The organism is Streptomyces kronopolitis (assembly GCF_014646275.1).
GTDB classification, from domain to species: domain Bacteria; phylum Actinomycetota; class Actinomycetes; order Streptomycetales; family Streptomycetaceae; genus Streptomyces; species Streptomyces kronopolitis.
The window spans coordinates 25,040-41,051 of record NZ_BMND01000004.1; the positions used below are offsets into that span (position 1 = coordinate 25,040).

The following is a 16,012-nucleotide window of genomic DNA, read 5'->3' on the forward strand; positions in this document are numbered from 1 at the left end:
GGAGCCGGGAGCCGGGAGCCGGGAGCCGGGAGCCGGGAGCCGGGAGCCGGGAGCCGGGAGCCGGGAGCCGGGAGCCGGGAGCCGGGAGCCGGGAGCCGGGAGCCGACATTCGGGCTGTCACCGGACTGGCTATTGGCGGATGGCGAACCGTTCGTGGATGGTCTCGTGCTATCGCATCCGGAGCAGTTGGAGCGGTTGCGCCGCGCATGCCCGGAGGCCGAGAAGGCGGCCGTACTCGCCGGCGACCCCTGTTTCGACCGCATGCTGGCCGCCCGCCCATACCGGGAGCGGTTCCGGCGCGCTCTAGGACTTCGGCGCGGACAGCGCCTCATCGTGGTGAACTCCACGTGGAACCCGGAAGGTCTCTTCGGGAGCGGTGGCGGCCAAGACGTCTTGCCAAGCCTGTTGCCCCGGCTTGCGGCCGAGTTGCCCGCCGACGACTACCGGCTCGCAGCCGTGCTGCACCCGAACATCTGGTACGGGCACGGCCCGGGCCAGATCCGCGTGTGGCTGGACCGAGCCCGCCGCAGTGGGCTGACGCTGATCGATCCGGTGCACGCATGGCGCCAGGCGCTCCTGGCCGCGGACGTCGTCCTGGGTGACTTCGGAGCGGTCACCTACTACGCCGCGGCACTGGGCTGCCCCGTGCTGCTGGCGGCCGCCGGAGAGGAGCGGCTGGACCCCGAAGCACCGCTTGCGGCGTTCGTCCGGGATGCTCCGCGGCTGGACCCACAGGGCCCGTTGCGCGAGCAGTTTGAAGAACTGCTCGCACGCCATCGGCCGCTCGCCGGGCCCGCCGAGTTCACCACCTCAGCTCCCGGAGCCTCGGCGGAATTGTTGCGGCGGCACTTCTACACCCTGATGGACCTCGCGGAACCCGAGGCTCCGGCACTGCTGGAACCGCTGCCCTTGCCGCCTTACGACCCGCCACTACGTACCCATCCGCTGGATGTCCGCGCCCGTGTGCGCGGCCTCGACGTCGTGATCGAGCGGTCCACCGGGCATCCGTACGACGCCGACGGCGAGGCACACCGCGCTGTTCACGAGGACACTCGCGATCCGGGTGACCTGGAGACGGCGGATGTGATCTGGCGTGACGGACCGCCGGACGATCCCCGCATCGGCGGTCCGGCCTCGTGGACAGCGGAAATGCTCCACCGGCACCCGCACTGCTCGCTCGCCGCGTATGTCGGCGGGCCGGACCGGTGCACGGTAAGCGCCCGTGGCCACGGTGTCTTCCAGCTGTCAGCGGGCCGGGCCGCGGACGCCGACCCGGCGGTGTACGCGTCGGCACTGCACGCATGGTTGGCGCACAGCGGCGCAGTGCCGCCGGGCGGGGCGACGCTCCGGGTGCACGTGGCCGGCGGCATACATCCGGTGGTGTGCACCAGGTGACGGCCCCTACTCCGCCGCTTCGCATCGCTGCCGGAGGCGAGCGAGGTATTCCAGGTGCGGAGTCGCCCCCTCCGGCACGAGCAGGCGCTCGGCCTCGGCGATCCTGGCAAGCGCCGCGGTGTCGTCGCCGGCGTCGTGCAGCGTCTCGGCGAGGTCGGTGAGGACCCGTCCCTGGTTGTACGCCTCGCCCTGTTCCACGAAGAAGTCCAGCGCCCTCTCCAGACGGATGCGGGATTCCTCCGGTCGTTCCAGGCCGCGCAGGGCACGCCCCTGGTGGCGCTCGGTGAGGGCAAGAGCACGTGGCAGGTCCTCCGAGCCGTCCTGCCCGGAGGAGATCCGCCGGTACAGGTGTTCAGCCTCGACGAACCGCTCGTAGGCCGCTCCGTAGCGCCACCGGCTCAACGAGTGCAGTCCCAGCAGTTCCACGGACGACGCCTCGCCTCTCAGATGGCCCGCGGTCCGCTCCCCGGCGACGGCGAGGTGCGCCTCACGGTCGGCCTCCTCCCATCGCCGCAGTTCGCCGAGGCAGTGACCGAGCTGGAAGTGGAGTGCTGCTGCCGCAGCGGAATCCGCTTCCTGCTCGTCGGCGCACCGCGCCGCGATCTGCAGAGCAGGCAGTACTTCGTCCCAGTACCCGGCCTTCAGCTGGAGGGGCCACAGCGCGCGGGCCAGCTTCAGTGCCGTACCGCGATGTCCGTATTCGCGGGCGACGGAGACCGCCCGGATCACATTCGCCGCCTCGGCCCGCAGAGCCGCCATGCCCGCAGCTTCATCGCGGTACGGCCTGTCGTCCGTCGGGGCGGGCTCGACCCGCCAGCTGTGCGGCAGGGCGGCATGGGCGGCGTGCAGTGCTCGGTCGAGCACATGGTCCAGCGCTCGCGAGACCGCCCCGACGCACTCCGCGATCCCGTGCTCGGGTCCCGCGGCGTCTGCCAGAAGGCGCCGTACTTCGGGGCGGAAGCGGTATCGCCCGTCGTGCAGGGGCTCCACCAGCTCCGTGGCGGCCGCTTCCGCCAGCATGCGGTCGGCTTCCTCCGGGGCAACGTCCGCGGCCGCCCCGGCCAGATCGGCGTCGAACGCGGGCCAGCCGCCCACCGCAGTCAGCCGGCACAGCCGTGCGGTCTCCGGGCCGAGCCCCCGGCACAGAGCCTCAGCCATGCCGTGCACCGGAGAGCGCCCGAGGGTGCCGTCCGCCGGGTCCGGGAGCGACGCCTCTTGGGACAGCAGGCTCATCGCCGCCGCCTTCAGGGCAAAGGCGTTCCCCGCGCAGTGGCCCAGGAGCGCCGGGAGCTGGGGCTTGGCGAGAGCCACCTTCTCCGGTCCGGCAACCTTCCTCAGCATCTTCACCGCGTCCCGGTCCTTCAGCCGCGGTACGGCGATGCGCTCCGCCTCCAGGGCGAAGGCTGGTCCAGACGCGATGACCAGGAGGAAGACCTCCGGGGTGGCGGGGATGAGATTGCGGACCTGCGCGACGGACGAGGCATGGTCGATCACCACCAGCGCCCTTCGGCCGGCTGTCAGCCGCCGGTACAGCTCTTCCCGCCCGGCCTCCGTGGGTGGAACACGCTCCCGCTCGACCCCCATTTTCAGCAACAGGCGCAGCAGGACGGCCGACGGCGCGGGCCCGTTTTCGGCGGCTGCGTCACGGAGATCGACGTAGAACTGTCCATCGGGGTACCGGGCAAGCTGGCCGGCGCCCCAGTACAGACCCACCGCGGTGGTTCCGATCCCGGGCGGTCCGTGGAGGAGGGCGACCCTTGGCTGTCCAGCTGCCGATCTGACCGCCTCTCGTGTCAGCTGCTTCAGTACCCGCTGGCGATCGGTGAAGTTTCTGGTGGCAGGCGGCAGCCCGGCTCCCGGGTGCAGCAGCAGCGCGGATTCCGGCATGCTCCGCAGCAGCTGGGCCCACTCGTCATTCCGCTGCCGATCCAGGGCCAGCCTCGTATGCAGCTCCCGCGCCAGCGCCTCCCACCCCACCGGACCGGCCGGAGACGGCGTCTCACGCCCCAGAGTCCTTCTCACCAGAGCACCCGTGGACACAAGCACCTGCTTGCCCATCTCCCCCGCGGCACCGTTCCCCACCGCGGTGAAGAATGCGGTGAGCGCCCCCACCGTCACGATCTCGAACACGCCGCCCCCTCCCCTGGTCCCGTGCTGCGGTCCCTGGCCGGACTGTATCCCCGCCGAAGCAGCCCGAGAAAACGGTTCCTGGCCGGATCATGCTCCCCAGGGCCTAAGGCGATCTTGTGTCGCCGGCAATGGCCCTGGCACGGAACTGAGCGACGGAACCGAGTACCCGATCACCAGACAGCTTCACCAGATGCCCGCCCGCACATGAGTCGCTGACGCGGAGACCGTTCGTCCCAGGTCAGCCGAGAAGCGCCCGCCGTCTATGCGGACTCCTCGCTGCCCGACGACCGGGGCTCTCCGCTTCCTCTCTCCCCCCGCTGATTTGGTGGCCGGGGTGATCGGGGGATCAAAAGGCCCGCGGCTCCTGCGACTGGGCGAGCCTCGGCAGCCGCCCCCCCCCGGACCGGACAAGCAGATAGGCGAACGCGAGGAGCAGCACATGCGCGACGGGGGACCGAAGTGGACGCCCGCTGATCCCCAAGCTCGGAGCGCGGGTTCGATTCCCGTCACCCGCTCGATAGTTGAGGCCCGGGTCGGAGAACTGGGCCTTGTTTGTTGTCCATCTCCGAGCGACGTGTCAGCCGCGCTTCTGACGCAGGTGGCGAGAAGCCGCGAGGCAGGAGGACAGCCACGTCGCCTCAGCGCGATCAATGATCAGGTCGCCCACGGTGACCACCCCGTCCATCACGCTGCCGACTCGTATGGAATGGTCGTCGACGCGGAACAGCTGCCAGTCGGCATCGCTGTGCCAGAGCCGACCGGTCTTCTCTCCCCGGCGCTGGGCGAAGACGAGTTCTTCCCCGTGCTCGTTGAGGAAGTAGCCGACGTAATCCTTGCCTGTGATCACGCCACCGCACAGGCGGCCCAGCAGCTGTTCGATCGCAGGACGCGCGTCTTCGGTCATGCCGTGGGCTCCTCGGGTTGGTGAGCAGCGTCCTGCTGCGCTGACGCGAGGGCCAACATCCGGGCTGCTGAGTCCAACAGGGTTTCGTACGTAATCACTTCAATGCGTACCGCGTGCGTGTTGTAGGTGCGCAGTGTCTCCGCGATCTCCTGGGAGGTAACGCCCCCACTCACGAATCTCGGATGCCCGATCACAACCGTCGCCGAGGCCCTACGAGTATCGACGCCATGGCGCGCGAGGATCCCCTTACGGTTCTCGTCCATGGTGCGGAGGTAGTTCTGCGCCTGCGACACCGCGCGGTGGGCCGCGGCACCCAACATGACGTGGCCGCTGCGGCGAATCACCAGGTCCTTGATGTTGGCACGCTTGAGTTCCACCACATGAAGGGACCCGTCACCACGCAGAAGAGGGATGTCCAGAATCGTGTCCGCGGTGTACTGCCGGCGTGCCAGCTCTGCCACATAAGCACCGCCGAAGATCCACTCCTGATTCTTCAGACGGGCGTGGAGTGCGCTCTCGGAGCTCGTCTCGTCCTCCACTACAACCCGGAGAGCGTCGAGACCTGCTCTCCGGGCCTTCAGCTCCAGCAACTGGGCGAGCAACCCCGCGTCGGCGTCCGCCAGAAAGTCGCCGACCATTCGCGCGGCCTCGGTCGAGGCCGGTCGTGGCAGGTTCCTCAGGACCAGCTCCATGTGCCCGTACTGCTGGAGTCGCCTCCTCTCTCGAGTGGGCAGCCGGATCCCGCCCTCCCCCGTACCGAGGCCCAAGTGGTCCACGGACAGAGCTATCCCGCGAAAGAGGTCCCGCGCATCGGCCACCGTCGCCTCGGGGTTGTCCTTGGAGAGGGCGTCCAAAACAGCCACAGCTCGATCGGCGCCCATGGCCACCATCCTGCGCATGCCTTCCTCGCTACGATGCCGAGCGTTCTCGTCGTAGTAGTTCTCCAGGATTTCGAGGAACAGCTCGCCGCCGGCGTAGGCGGCGAAGCGCTGGAACCGCTGCGCAAGAGCGAAGTCTCCGAACAGGAGCGATTCCTGGGCAACATCCTCCAAGGCGTTCACCAACGGCCTGCCCTTGCCGTACCCCGTCCCGCCGAAGGCAGGGCCCATGATGCGCAGCACCGCATCGATGCGCTCCAGCACGCTCGGGTGCTCAGTGAGCTCCCGTGCCCCGCTGACCATCTTCCAGAGCGTGAAACCGGAACGGAATGTCGTCATGCGGTGACCTTAGAAGGAGGCACTGACAACGACGCCGGGTTGAGTGGATCGTGGCCGGACCGGCTCGATCGAACGAGTCTCCGCAGGGCCTGTGTCGAGCGGCGGGCTGGGGCTGCATGAGGAGGGGTGCTCGGGTGCCGGTCGTGGGGCCGTGCCGTAGTGGGCCGGCCCCACGGTGCGGGCGGGGTGTCGTTCAGGCGGGGAGGGTGGGGTAATCGGTGTAGCCGCGGTGGTCGCCGCCGTAGAAGGTGGTCGGGTCGGGGGTGTTGAACGGGCCGCCGGAGGCGAGGCGGCGGGGGAGGTCGGGGTTGGCCAGGAACAGGGCGCCGTAGGCGATCATGTTCGCGCTGCCGTCCTCGATCAGCCTCAGGGCGTCGGGGCCGGTGGGGTCGGGGTGGGTGAAGGGGTTGAGGATGAAGGTGCCGGGCCGCATGTCGCCGAACTCCGTCGCATCGTCGAGCGGGCGGAAGCCGGCAGCTGAACACAAGGGCGTTCCGGTGCCGCCCGGCTGGCCGAAAACCGCGGTCCGCGACCTCCACCCGGAGCCCCCGGGGACATTCGGCTCGGGGACGGAGCGCGCCGAAGCTAGGGTGCGCGAGTGAGCCTCTACGTCGTCATAGGATTCGGGCCCGCCGGGGCGGCCACCGCTCGACTGCTGGTCGAAAGGGGGGAGTCGGTACGGGTCATCACCAGGTCCGGTCGGAGCCCCGAGCCCGGCATCGAGCACATCGCGCTGGACGCGACGGACAGCGAGCGGCTGAGCGAGTCCGCGCAGGGCGCTGCCGCGCTCATCAACTGCGCCGGACCGCCCTACCACCGCTGGGTACGTGAATGGCCGCCGCTGTCCTCGTCGCTCTGCGCGGCGGCCGAGGCGACCGGCGCCGTCCTGGTCATGCTGGGCAACCTCTACGGCTACGGCCCGGTGGACGGCCCCATGACCGAGGAGTTGCCGCTCGCGGCGACCGGCCCCAAGGGGCGGGTGCGCGCCGCCGTGTGGGAGCAGGCGCTAAAGCTGCACGAGCAGGGCCGCATCAAGGCGGTTGAGCTGCGGCCCTCGGACTTCTTCGGGCCCGGCGTGACCGACGGCGGACACCTGGCGGGGCGGGTCATGCCGGCGCTGCTGCACGGTAAGCCGGTCTCCGCGTTCGGGGATCCGGACGCCCCGCACAGCTGGAGCTACCTCCCCGATGTGGCCAGGGCCCTGGTCGAGGTCGCCGGTGCGGAACAGGCCTGGGGCCGGGCCTGGCACGTCCCGACCGAACCCGCCCTCTCCGTCCGGGAGATGGTCGACCGCCTCGCCGCCCAGGCGGGAGTGGGCCCGGTCGCGGTGCGCAGGCTCTCCCCAGCCGTGCTCGGCATCGCCTCGCTCTTCTCGCCCCTGCTCCGCGAGATGAAGGAGATCCGCTACCAGTTCGACCGCCCGTTCACGGCCGATGCGAGCGCCTACGAAGCCGCCTTCGCGGTACGGGCCACCCCCCTCGACGAGCAGATCAAGACGACTGTGGACTGGTGGCGCGGGCGACTGGCCAGCACCGCGTGAGGCCTCTGACGGTGAACGCTTCACCAGCGAGCTGATGTGGAGCGCGGCGGAGTTCTACGCCGGGCATCGATGGCGGAGGAGAGAGCGATCACGGACAGGGCGGCCACCCCCCACAGGAGTCGCCCTGACCGTGATCGCGAGGGCGATTGCGCGCCCGTATGGGGTTCTGCGTCGTGGGGCGCTGTTGCGTTACCCGGAGGAGCGGTACGTCCGGTGTGTGGGGTGTTGGCCCCCGCTACTTGTTGCCGCGCGTGGCGGGGCAGCCCTCCAGTCGGGCGCTCGCGCCAGCGGTCGTCGGCCGGGAAGTGGTGGCGCGAGGGCTGCGATGTGAATGAGCGGTGAAAGGAGTTTCGGAATCGTTCGACGGGAAATGCACGGCACCGTGAGTTACCCCAATGACGGCGTATCGCAAAATCGCCCATACGGTTCCAGTGCAAACTCTCCCTACCACGGCGGAGCAAACTCGCCGAACGGCGGCGATACGGCTCCGTTCCCGAATGGCGGCGGGCATGCCCCGTATCCCGGCAATTCGCCTTCGCCGTACCAGTCTGCCCCGGCAGATCCGTATCACTCCGCGCCACCGCACACGCCCTATGACAGCAGGGAGAGTTGGCGGGGGAATCGGAGAGGGATCGGAGCGGATCGCCTCGCCTTGATCATTCATAGTCTCGCGGACATCGCTGCGGGGTTTCTCGGGCTGTGGATCCTGCTGTATCTGCTCGATGCGAATCATGCGAATGTCTTTGTCGACTTCGTTCGCGGTGTGGCCAACTGGCTGGCGAGCTGGTCGCAGGACATCTTCGTCATGAAGACGGAAGGGCTGCGGGTGTTCTTCAACTTCGCCCTTCCCGCGCTGGTTTACCTCGCCGTCGGGCATGGGGCAGCTGCCTGGCTGCGGCGTCTTTGATCTGGATCTTGTTCCCGGTGTGCTCAGGGGGCGCGGTCGATGTCCGTGTCCCCTGAGTGCCGTGCCGAGATGATTCGGCGGCCCCCGTGTATTCGTTCTGCAGATGTGCGGTGGCGGTGACGGTGCCGTGCGGTGAGGCGTTGAGGTGGTGAGCGCGGCCGCAGGGTTCCATTCGCCCGAAATTGCTCAATCGGCCGTGGCCGTCCGTTGCCGTTGTCGGCCGAGAAATACCTGATGTGCTTTCAGGTGTGTGTCCGGGCCCGTCCCTCGCCGGGACGGCACGTTCAAGCGGATTGTGGGCTCGGCCAGTGTGGCCTTGAGTGTTGTTGTGGGGCGCGTCGCCAAGGTGCGGGGGGGGCGGCCTGGCGGAGTTGCGGGGGGGGTGGGGGCCACAGAGCGCAAGTGGTGGTGGGTTTTTTGGGCTCGTGGACCGAGTGCGGTGGGGGGTCTTCGCGATGGGGTCGGGGTGTGGGCGGCGTCCGTCGCTCCGTGGCCCGGACTGCCGGGTGCCGTTCCGAGGTGCGCTGTGCGTCCGGTCCGGCCCGGCCGTTCCGCACGAGACCTGTGAGGCGTGGGTGGACGAGGACGAGATCGTCGGTGGCTGGAGCCTGGTGCAGTGTTCGGTCGAGCGGGCCGGGCGAGAGACCCGGCCGCTGGGGGACCGGCCCGGCGGGATGCTGTTGTACACCCCCGACGGCTGGATGAGTGCGCTGCTGACCACCGACCCGGCGGGCGTCGACGCGGCCGCGGCACGGGCGGAAGCGGCCGCCACGGCGGGGGCGTCCGGCGGGACCGTGGCGTACGCGGGGCGCTGGGAGCGGACGCCGGACGGGTCGGTGCGCCATCGCGTCGCCGCCAGCCACTACGGGCCCTGGGTGGGGACCACCCTGGAGCGCGCCGTTCAGCACGGTCCGGACGAGCTGGTGCTGACGGCTACCACTGGCGAAGGGGCCCGCCAGCGCCTGCGGTGGCGCAGAGCCCAGGCGTGAGCGTGAACGGCCCGAGCGTGAGCGGCGGAGCCCGGGCATGAGCGCGAGCGTGAACGGCCCCGGCGTGAGCGACCCCGGCGTGAGCGTGAACGTCGGTCGCCAAGGCGGATGTCACGTCCGTGGCGGCCGCTTTACGGACCGCTTCGGCCCGTCGTCCACGACCCGGCCCGTCTTCCATGACCCGGCCCGTCTTCCGAGACCGACCGCCTTGCGCGCCCCTCCCAGAAACCCCTTCCCCGATGTGGCAGGACCCCGTACCCAGCAGGACCCCTCCCCGCCCCCGTACCGGACACCCCCTTCTCCCCCTTCCCCTTCCCCCCTCCCGGAGGTAACCCCCCATGCGCACAGCACATCTCGACAACCGACTGGTACTTGTTCACGACGACGGAGCCGTCGACGTGGAGCAGGCCAGCGGTGGTCGTTTCGCGGCCGATCCGCAGGCCGTTTTCGCGCGGTGGGCGGAGTTCAGCGCGTGGGCGCGGACGCCTGCGGCGCGGGAGGGCGAGCGGGTCCCGCTGGTGGAGGAGCGGCTCGGTGCTCCCGTGCCGCGCCCGCGGCAGGTGTTCGCGGTCGGGCTGAACTACGGCGACCACATCGAGGAGTCCGGCCTCGCCACCCCTGACGAGCCGGCCGTCTTCACCAAGTACCCCACGTCGCTGGCCGGTCCGTACGACACGGTGGAGCTGCCCAGCGCGATGGTGGACTGGGAGGTCGAACTGGTGGTCGTGATCGGCGCGCGGGCCCATCGGGTGGCCGCGGAGGACGCCTGGCGGCACGTCGCGGGGCTCACCCTGGGCCAGGACCTCTCGGAGCGGCGCATCCAACTCCAGGGTCCGGCACCGCAGTTCGCGCTCGGCAAGTCGTTCCCCGGGTTCAGCCCGACCGGTCCGGTGCTGGTCACCCCCGACGAGTTCGCCGACCCCGACGATCTGGCGCTCGGCTGCGCCGTCGACGGCGAGACGATGCAGGACTCCCGCACCGGCCGGATGGTGTTCCCGGTCGCGCAGCAGATCGCCCGGCTCTCCGCGATCTGCCCGCTGCTGCCCGGCGACCTGCTCTTCACCGGCACGCCGGCCGGTGTCGGCGGTGCGCGTACGCCGCGCCGCTTCCTCGCCCCCGGCGAGGAACTGCACAGCTGGATCGACGGCATCGGCGCGCTCCGCAACCGGATGGTCGCCGGCCCGGCCTACCCCGACGGCCCCGGCGCCTGACCCCGACCCTTCCCCGCTTACGAGGAGTTGCCATGCCCTTGCACCGTCTCGCCCGCATCACCATGGGGGTGCCCGATGTCGCGGCCACCCACGACTACTACGCCGATTTCGGGCTCACCGCCCTGGGCCGCGGGCGCTTCGCCTCGGCCGACGGCGGCGAACAGCTGAAGATCGTGCACGCGGCCCGGCGCCGCCTGGACGAACTGGTGGTCGCGGCCGACGACGCCGATGACCTCGGCCGGATCGGCGCCGCCCTGGACCGCCTGGAGGTGCCGTACGTCCTCGACGGGCACTGCCTGCGCGCGGTCGATCCGGGGACGGAGGTGACGGTGGCCGTCGAGGTCCGGCCGCGCCTCGTGCAGACCGCGCCCGCACCGGTGCCGTACAACGGGCCCGGGCGTGCCGAGCGGCCCGACGGCCGGGCGCCGGCGGTGCTGCGCGAGGAGCCGGTCCGGCCGCGCCGACTGGGGCATGTGGTGCTCGGCTCGACCGATCAGCCCGCCTCGCAGCGGTTCTTCACCGAGGGCCTCGGCTTCAAGGTCAGCGATCTGGTCCCCGGCGCGGCCTTCCTGCGGTGTTCCACCGATCACCACAACGTGCTGGTGCAGCAGGCCCCCGTCCCCTTCCTGCACCACTCCTCCTGGCAGGTCGACGACGTCGACGAGGTCGGGCGCGGGGCGGCGCGGATGCTGGAGGGGCACCCCGAACGGCATGTCTGGGGCCTGGGCCGCCACCACGTGGGCTCGAACTTCTTCTGGTACCTCAAGGATCCGGCCGGCAACTTCTCCGAGTACTTCGCCGACATGGACTGCATCGTCGACGACCAGCTGTGGACCCCCCGCGTATGGGAGGACGCCCGCGCGCTCAGCAACTGGGGCCCGCCGGTCCCTCCGTCCTTCCTCCGGCCCGAGGACCTCGCCGCGCTGATGACCGGCGCCCACGACGCGAACTGACCCCGAACGGCAGGAGGACTGACGATATGAACGAGCACCGCACGGAGAGCGCGGGCGGCCGCGGCACGGAGGGCGCGGCCGCACGTGGCACGGACGCCGGACCGGCCACGGGAGCCGCTGCCCACGACGGGCCCGACGCGTACGACCCGCACGACCCGTACGACGTCCTCGTCATCGGCGCCGGCCCCGTCGGCCTGATCACCGCGACCCAACTCGGCGCCCGGGGCCGGCGGGTCGGCCTCGTCGAGCGCTGGCCGCGGCGCTATCCGCTGCCCCGGGCGGTGGTCTTCGACCACGAGGCCGCCCGCGTCCTGGCCTCGCTGGGGCTCGCGGACGAGCTGGCCGCGCTCAGTGAACCGGCCACGGACTACGAGTGGCGCAACGGCCGGGGCGAGACCCTGCTCCGGCTGGCCTTCGAGGACACCGGACACTCCGGCTGGCCGGCCATGAACATCTTCACCCAGCCGCAGCTGGAGGCCGCCCTGGAGGCGCGGGCCCGGCAGACCCCCGGGGTCGAGGTGCTGCGCGGCTGGGAGGCCGTGGACCTCACCGAGGACGCGGACGGGGTCGCGCTGACCGTCGCCGAGAGCGCCGGGGACCGGCCGGTGCTCCGCGACGGGGAGCAGGGGCGGCGCACCCTGCGGGCGCGCTACGCCGTCGGCTGCGACGGCGCCAACAGCTTCGTCCGCTCCCGGATGACGACCACCATGACCGACCTCGGCTTCGAGCACGACTGGCTGGTCCTCGATGTGCTCCCGCACGACCCCGGCCGGGTCTTCACCCCGCGCAACCTCCAGATCTGCGACCCGTCCCGGCCCACCACCGCGGTCTCCGGCGGGCCCGGCCGGCGGCGCTGGGAGTTCATGCTGCTGCCCGGCGAATCGGCCGCGGAGTTCGGCAGCGCGGAGACGGCCTGGCGGCTGCTGGCCGACTGGGACCTGCACCCGGGCAACGCGACCCTGGAGCGGCACACCGTCTACACCTTCCGGGCCCGCCGGGCCGAGCGGTGGCGCGAGGGGCGGCTGCTGCTGGCCGGTGACGCCGCCCACCAGATGCCCCCGTTCGCCGGGCAGGGCATGTGCTCCGGCATCCGGGACGCCGCCAACCTCACCTGGAAGCTGGACCTCGTGCTGTCCGGCGACGCCGACGAGGCCCTGCTGGACACCTACACCGCGGAACGCTCCGGGCATCTGCGGCACGCCCTCGAACTCTCCGTCCTCCTGGGCGGCATCATCTGCGAACCCGACCCCGCCGCCGCGGCGCTGCGCGACGCGCGGATGCTCGCCGACCGGCGGGCCGGCCGGGACCCGCTGGCGGACCTGCCCCCGCAGGTCCTCACCGCGGGGCTGCTGCGGCAGGGGCCGGACGGCGCGCCGGTGGCCCCGGCCGGGCAGCTCGGCTGCCAGGGCCGGGTGCGCTTCCGCGGCCGCACCGGCCTCTTCGACCAGGTCGTCGGCACCGGCTTCACCCTGCTCGCCACCGAGGACCCGCGCGCCGCGCTCGACGACGAGGCCCTCGACCGGTGCGCACGGCTCGGCATCCGCCTCCTGCGGGTCACCGGCGACCCCGCGGCGGACGGGCCGGACGAGGTCGTCGACCTCGACGGGACCTACCGCGCCCACCTGGCGCACCACGGCCAACAGGCCCTGCTGCTGCGCCCGGACCACTACGTCTTCGGCGGCGCGGCCCGCCCGGAGGAACTGCCCGGCCTGCTGGCGGCGCTGTGGCAGGGGCTCGTCGGGTCCGCCGCCGCGGTGCCCGCCGGGTGAGGTGACACCCGCCCTCCCGCCCGCCCCGGCAGGGAGGGCCCGCACCCCGGACGGCGGGCAGCGGTGGTAGGGGTGGTCGAGCACCAGGACACGGTGCGGCCGGCGGGCTCCGGCCCCACGCACCCGAAGGGCGACACCATGACGCGTCAGTGGCTCCGCCGGCTCCGCCCGGACCCGGACCTCCCGTCCCACGAACCGGCGATCCCACCGGCCGTCGTGAGCGCCGCGGCCGCGGACCTCGGGCCCGAGCCGGTCCGGTGGGGGCTGCAGACCGCCGACGCGATGGCCGCGGAGGTCCTGGAGCAGGTTCCCGAACACGGCGGCGGCCCGGCCCCCCTGGCCACCCTGCGGCGCTCGACCGAGTCCACCGTGCTGGCCGCCCTGCGCCTGCTGCTCACCGAGGGCTCCGGCGACGGCGGCCACCTGCCCGAGGAAGCCCTGGAGAGCTGCCGCGAGTTCGCGCGCCGGGGCCTGCGGCTCGACCGGGTGCTGCGCGGGGTGCGGCTCGGCCACGCCCGGCTCACCCAGGAACTCACCACCGCCGTCGAACGGTACGTCCCGGCCGACGAGCGCCTCACCGAGCTGCGCCGGGTCACCGAGGAGCTCTTCACCCACGCCGACGCCCACGCCGGCCTGATCGCCGAGTCCTACATCGCCGAGCGGGACCGCTGGCGCGGCAGCGAGGAGGCGGCCCGCCGCGCGACGGTCGACGACCTGCTGGCCGCCCGCCCGGTGGAACCGGAGGCCGCGACCCGGCGGCTGCGCTACGACGTCACCCGCACCCATCTGGCCGCCGTGCTGTGGTGCGAGCGCACCGAGGACCCGGTGCCCGCCGCGGAACGGCTCCAGCACACGGCGACCGCGCTGGCCCGCACCCTCGGCACCGGCGCCGCGCTGACCGTCCCCGCCACCGCGGACACCGCCTGGGTGTGGCTGCACGCACCCGACGACCTCACCGGCCTGACCGACCGGGTGCGGAGCGGATGCGACCGCGCCCCGGGGGTCCGCCTCGCCCTCGGGCCGCCCGCGCACGGCACCGCCGGGATGCGCCGCAGCCACCACGGCGCGCGCGAGGCGGAACGCGTCGCCCGGCTCGCCCCCGGCGACTGGCTGACCGACTACCGCCACGTCCGCCTCGCCGCCCTGGCCACCGCCGACCCCGAGCACGCCCGCTGGTTCGTGCACGACGTCCTCGGCCCGCTGGCCTCCGACGGCGCCCGGGTGCGGGAGTTGCGCGAGACGCTGCGGGTGTACCTCGCCGAGGAACGCAGCCTGCGCGCCGCGGCCGCCGCCCTGCACGTGGCCCGCAACACCGTCACCTACCGCGTCAGACGCGCCGAGGAACTCCTCCCCGTGGCCACCACCGCGGACAGCACCCTGGAACTGCGCCTCGCCCTGGAGACCGCCCGGTACCTGCCGTCCTGACGACGCCCCCGCCGCCTTTGTCACCGTTCCGCAACAGGCGTGAACCGCCCCGGAAGATGCCCCGTACAGCCACATGTGCGCGGCCCCGGTGGCCGCGGCGCTACGCAGCGAGGGAAGGAATCGGCATGGCCGGCGGCAACATCCATATCAGCCCGGACGAGATGCGGGAGGCGTCGACCTGGCTTCAGAACCAGAAGGAACTGATGCAGCAGAGCCTCCACGAGGCCAACACCAAGATGGACGAGATGGTCGAGGCGGCCTACGCGACCCCCGGTTCCGAGACCAAGTTCCGTCCGTACTGGGAGGAGTACAAGAACGGGACCGAGAAGGCGATCGAGGGCCTCCAGGGCGTCAGCGAGTTCATCAAGCAGGTCGCCGACGCGTTCGTCGACACCGACGACCAGACGTCCGGCTCCATCGGCTGACGTGCCCCGCCTCGTCCGGCCCCGTCCTCCCGGTGAGGGCGGGGCCGGACGGCCGGAGCAGGAGAGGAGGCACCGATGGGGCGCATCAGCGTGCCCGTGCAGGATCTGAAGGACACGGCCAGGGAGCTCCAGAACATCGGGGACCTGATCGGCAATTCCGCGACGCTCTACCACGCCACGGGTGAGTCCGGCTCGTTCAAGAGCGCCGCCGGTGACTCCCGCCTCGCCGAGGCCCTCGACGGGTTCGACAAGGCATGGGTGGCGGGGCACGAGCGGGTCCACGACAACGTGAAGACGTTCTCCGAGAACACCGACAAGATCGCCGAGAACTTCACGAAGACGGACGACGACACCGCCGGCTCGCTGGAGAAATCGAGGAAGGACGCGTGACAGGAGACGTCGTGCGGAAGGGAAAGGCGTCATGACGCAGCCGGTCACACAGCACTCCGCGGGCGCGCCCGCGGGCTACACACTGAGGTTCCCCGACTCCTGGTGGCAGCTCGACCTCGACCCCAGCACCCGGGACGCGTCGATCCGCCGCCGCATCGAGTCCGAGGTGGAGCAGGCCCCGCAGCTCTCCCGCGAGCAGGTGGACGCGCTGATCCGCACCACCCGGCGCATCGCCCGCGAGGCGCACGCGCAGGGCGCGCTGCGGGCGTCGGGGATGCTCCGGATCCTCCGTGCGGGCAGCGGCCCCTTGGTGCTCAGCGCCACGACGGTGGTGCTGCGCATCTCCGTTCCCGAGGACGAGTCGGAGGACCTGGCGGACCTCGTCATGGCGGCCGGCATGCAGCTCGGCACCGCGGCCGAGGGCACCGGACTGCCGCCCGGCGAGGTGGAGTTGGTGGACCTGCCGCACGTCGGAGCGGTCGGGCGGATCAGCAGGATCGAGGACGTGGACCACCACGGGAAGCCCGTGCCCACCGCGGTGCGGCACACCCTGATCCCGGTGCCGAACAGCCGGGACTATCTGGTGCTCGCCAGTTCCACCCCCAACGTGGATCTGGCCGACCAGTTCTACGACGTCTTCGACGCGATCGCGGAGTCGTTCCGCTTCGAGGACCCGGCCGGCCCGGCCGGCGCGGCGGATCCGGTGGCAAAGGCGGCCGGTGGCGGCCCCATGGGCGAAGCAGACAAGGGAAAGTGA

Annotated in this window: 14 protein-coding genes and 1 pseudogene; 11 read left to right on the forward strand and 4 right to left on the reverse strand. The window is 71.6% G+C overall.

Annotation, left to right across the window (positions count from 1 at the left end):
- Window positions 1-153: 153 nt before the first annotated feature.
- Entirely contained in the window at window positions 154-1,395 is a 1,242-nt protein-coding gene (locus IEY78_RS06265; RefSeq protein WP_229699741.1) for a CDP-glycerol glycerophosphotransferase family protein, read from the forward strand.
- A 6-nt stretch (window positions 1,396-1,401) separates the two neighbouring features.
- Here the strand turns inward: IEY78_RS06265 and IEY78_RS06270 are convergent, their stop codons facing one another.
- The 4 genes and pseudogenes from IEY78_RS06270 to IEY78_RS06285 all read right to left on the reverse strand — a co-directional run.
- Window positions 1,402-3,525 carry an ATP-binding protein gene (locus tag IEY78_RS06270; RefSeq protein WP_189096577.1) on the reverse strand — a complete coding sequence of 708 codons (2,124 nt, stop codon included), beginning with the start codon at window positions 3,523-3,525 and terminating at the stop codon, window positions 1,402-1,404.
- A gap of 577 nt (window positions 3,526-4,102) precedes the next feature.
- Window positions 4,103-4,429 (reverse strand): hypothetical protein, encoded by a 327-nt coding sequence (locus IEY78_RS06275; RefSeq protein ID WP_189096578.1) that lies wholly within the window; start codon window positions 4,427-4,429, stop codon window positions 4,103-4,105.
- Window positions 4,426-5,646, reverse strand: coding sequence for a Shedu anti-phage system protein SduA domain-containing protein (locus IEY78_RS06280; RefSeq protein ID WP_189096579.1), 1,221 nt, complete (start codon window positions 5,644-5,646; stop codon window positions 4,426-4,428). The genes IEY78_RS06275 and IEY78_RS06280 overlap by 4 nt, the downstream gene beginning before the upstream one ends.
- 193 nt (window positions 5,647-5,839) lie before the next feature.
- Window positions 5,840-6,073 (reverse strand): annotated as a pseudogene (locus tag IEY78_RS06285) (alkene reductase); the annotation flags it as partial.
- 171 nt (window positions 6,074-6,244) lie between these two features.
- On the opposite strand from IEY78_RS06285, the gene IEY78_RS06290 reads away from it, so the two are divergent.
- The 10 genes from IEY78_RS06290 (at window position 6,245) to IEY78_RS06335 (ending at window position 16,012) form a co-directional block, all read left to right on the forward strand.
- A complete protein-coding gene (locus IEY78_RS06290; protein WP_189096580.1) occupies window positions 6,245-7,186 on the forward strand; it encodes an NAD-dependent epimerase/dehydratase family protein in 942 nt (313 codons plus the stop codon).
- A gap of 370 nt (window positions 7,187-7,556) precedes the next feature.
- Window positions 7,557-8,093: a hypothetical protein gene (locus tag IEY78_RS35100; protein WP_373294073.1), complete on the forward strand. Its 537-nt coding sequence runs from the start codon at window positions 7,557-7,559 to the stop codon at window positions 8,091-8,093.
- 506 nt (window positions 8,094-8,599) lie between these two features.
- On the forward strand, window positions 8,600-9,082 hold the full coding sequence (locus IEY78_RS06300) for a lipocalin-like domain-containing protein (RefSeq protein ID WP_189096581.1): 483 nt from the start codon (window positions 8,600-8,602) through the stop codon (window positions 9,080-9,082).
- A 338-nt stretch (window positions 9,083-9,420) separates the two neighbouring features.
- Window positions 9,421-10,293, forward strand: a complete 873-nt coding sequence (locus IEY78_RS06305) for a fumarylacetoacetate hydrolase family protein (protein ID WP_189096582.1) — start codon at window positions 9,421-9,423, stop codon at window positions 10,291-10,293.
- 32 nt (window positions 10,294-10,325) lie between these two features.
- Window positions 10,326-11,246, forward strand: a complete 921-nt coding sequence (locus tag IEY78_RS06310; protein ID WP_189096583.1) for a VOC family protein — start codon at window positions 10,326-10,328, stop codon at window positions 11,244-11,246.
- A 26-nt stretch (window positions 11,247-11,272) separates the two neighbouring features.
- Window positions 11,273-13,015, forward strand: coding sequence for a bifunctional 3-(3-hydroxy-phenyl)propionate/3-hydroxycinnamic acid hydroxylase MhpA (mhpA, locus tag IEY78_RS06315; protein ID WP_189096584.1), 1,743 nt, complete (start codon window positions 11,273-11,275; stop codon window positions 13,013-13,015).
- Between the two features lie 138 nt (window positions 13,016-13,153).
- Entirely contained in the window at window positions 13,154-14,440 is a 1,287-nt protein-coding gene (locus IEY78_RS06320; RefSeq protein ID WP_189096585.1) for a PucR family transcriptional regulator, read from the forward strand.
- 125 nt (window positions 14,441-14,565) lie between these two features.
- Window positions 14,566-14,865 carry a WXG100 family type VII secretion target gene (locus IEY78_RS06325; RefSeq protein WP_189096586.1) on the forward strand — a complete coding sequence of 100 codons (300 nt, stop codon included), beginning with the start codon at window positions 14,566-14,568 and terminating at the stop codon, window positions 14,863-14,865.
- 75 nt (window positions 14,866-14,940) lie between these two features.
- The gene (locus IEY78_RS06330) at window positions 14,941-15,255 is read left to right on the forward strand and encodes a DUF6317 family protein (RefSeq protein ID WP_189096587.1); all 315 of its coding nucleotides are present in this window, start codon (window positions 14,941-14,943) and stop codon (window positions 15,253-15,255) included.
- Between the two features lie 31 nt (window positions 15,256-15,286).
- A complete protein-coding gene (locus IEY78_RS06335) occupies window positions 15,287-16,012 on the forward strand; it encodes a hypothetical protein (protein ID WP_189096588.1) in 726 nt (241 codons plus the stop codon).

Coding starts and splice junctions, on each gene's coding strand:
- IEY78_RS06330 (WP_189096587.1), top strand. CDS start 14,941: ATGGGGCGCATCAGCGTGCCCGTGCAGGATCTGAAGGACACGGCCAGG.
- IEY78_RS35100 (WP_373294073.1), top strand. CDS start 7,557: ATGCACGGCACCGTGAGTTACCCCAATGACGGCGTATCGCAAAATCGC.
- mhpA (WP_189096584.1), top strand. CDS start 11,273: ATGAACGAGCACCGCACGGAGAGCGCGGGCGGCCGCGGCACGGAGGGC.
- IEY78_RS06310 (WP_189096583.1), top strand. CDS start 10,326: ATGCCCTTGCACCGTCTCGCCCGCATCACCATGGGGGTGCCCGATGTC.
- IEY78_RS06280 (WP_189096579.1), bottom strand. CDS start 5,646: ATGACGACATTCCGTTCCGGTTTCACGCTCTGGAAGATGGTCAGCGGG.
- IEY78_RS06325 (WP_189096586.1), top strand. CDS start 14,566: ATGGCCGGCGGCAACATCCATATCAGCCCGGACGAGATGCGGGAGGCG.
- IEY78_RS06320 (WP_189096585.1), top strand. CDS start 13,154: ATGACGCGTCAGTGGCTCCGCCGGCTCCGCCCGGACCCGGACCTCCCG.
- IEY78_RS06305 (WP_189096582.1), top strand. CDS start 9,421: ATGCGCACAGCACATCTCGACAACCGACTGGTACTTGTTCACGACGAC.
- IEY78_RS06335 (WP_189096588.1), top strand. CDS start 15,287: ATGACGCAGCCGGTCACACAGCACTCCGCGGGCGCGCCCGCGGGCTAC.
- IEY78_RS06275 (WP_189096578.1), bottom strand. CDS start 4,429: ATGACCGAAGACGCGCGTCCTGCGATCGAACAGCTGCTGGGCCGCCTG.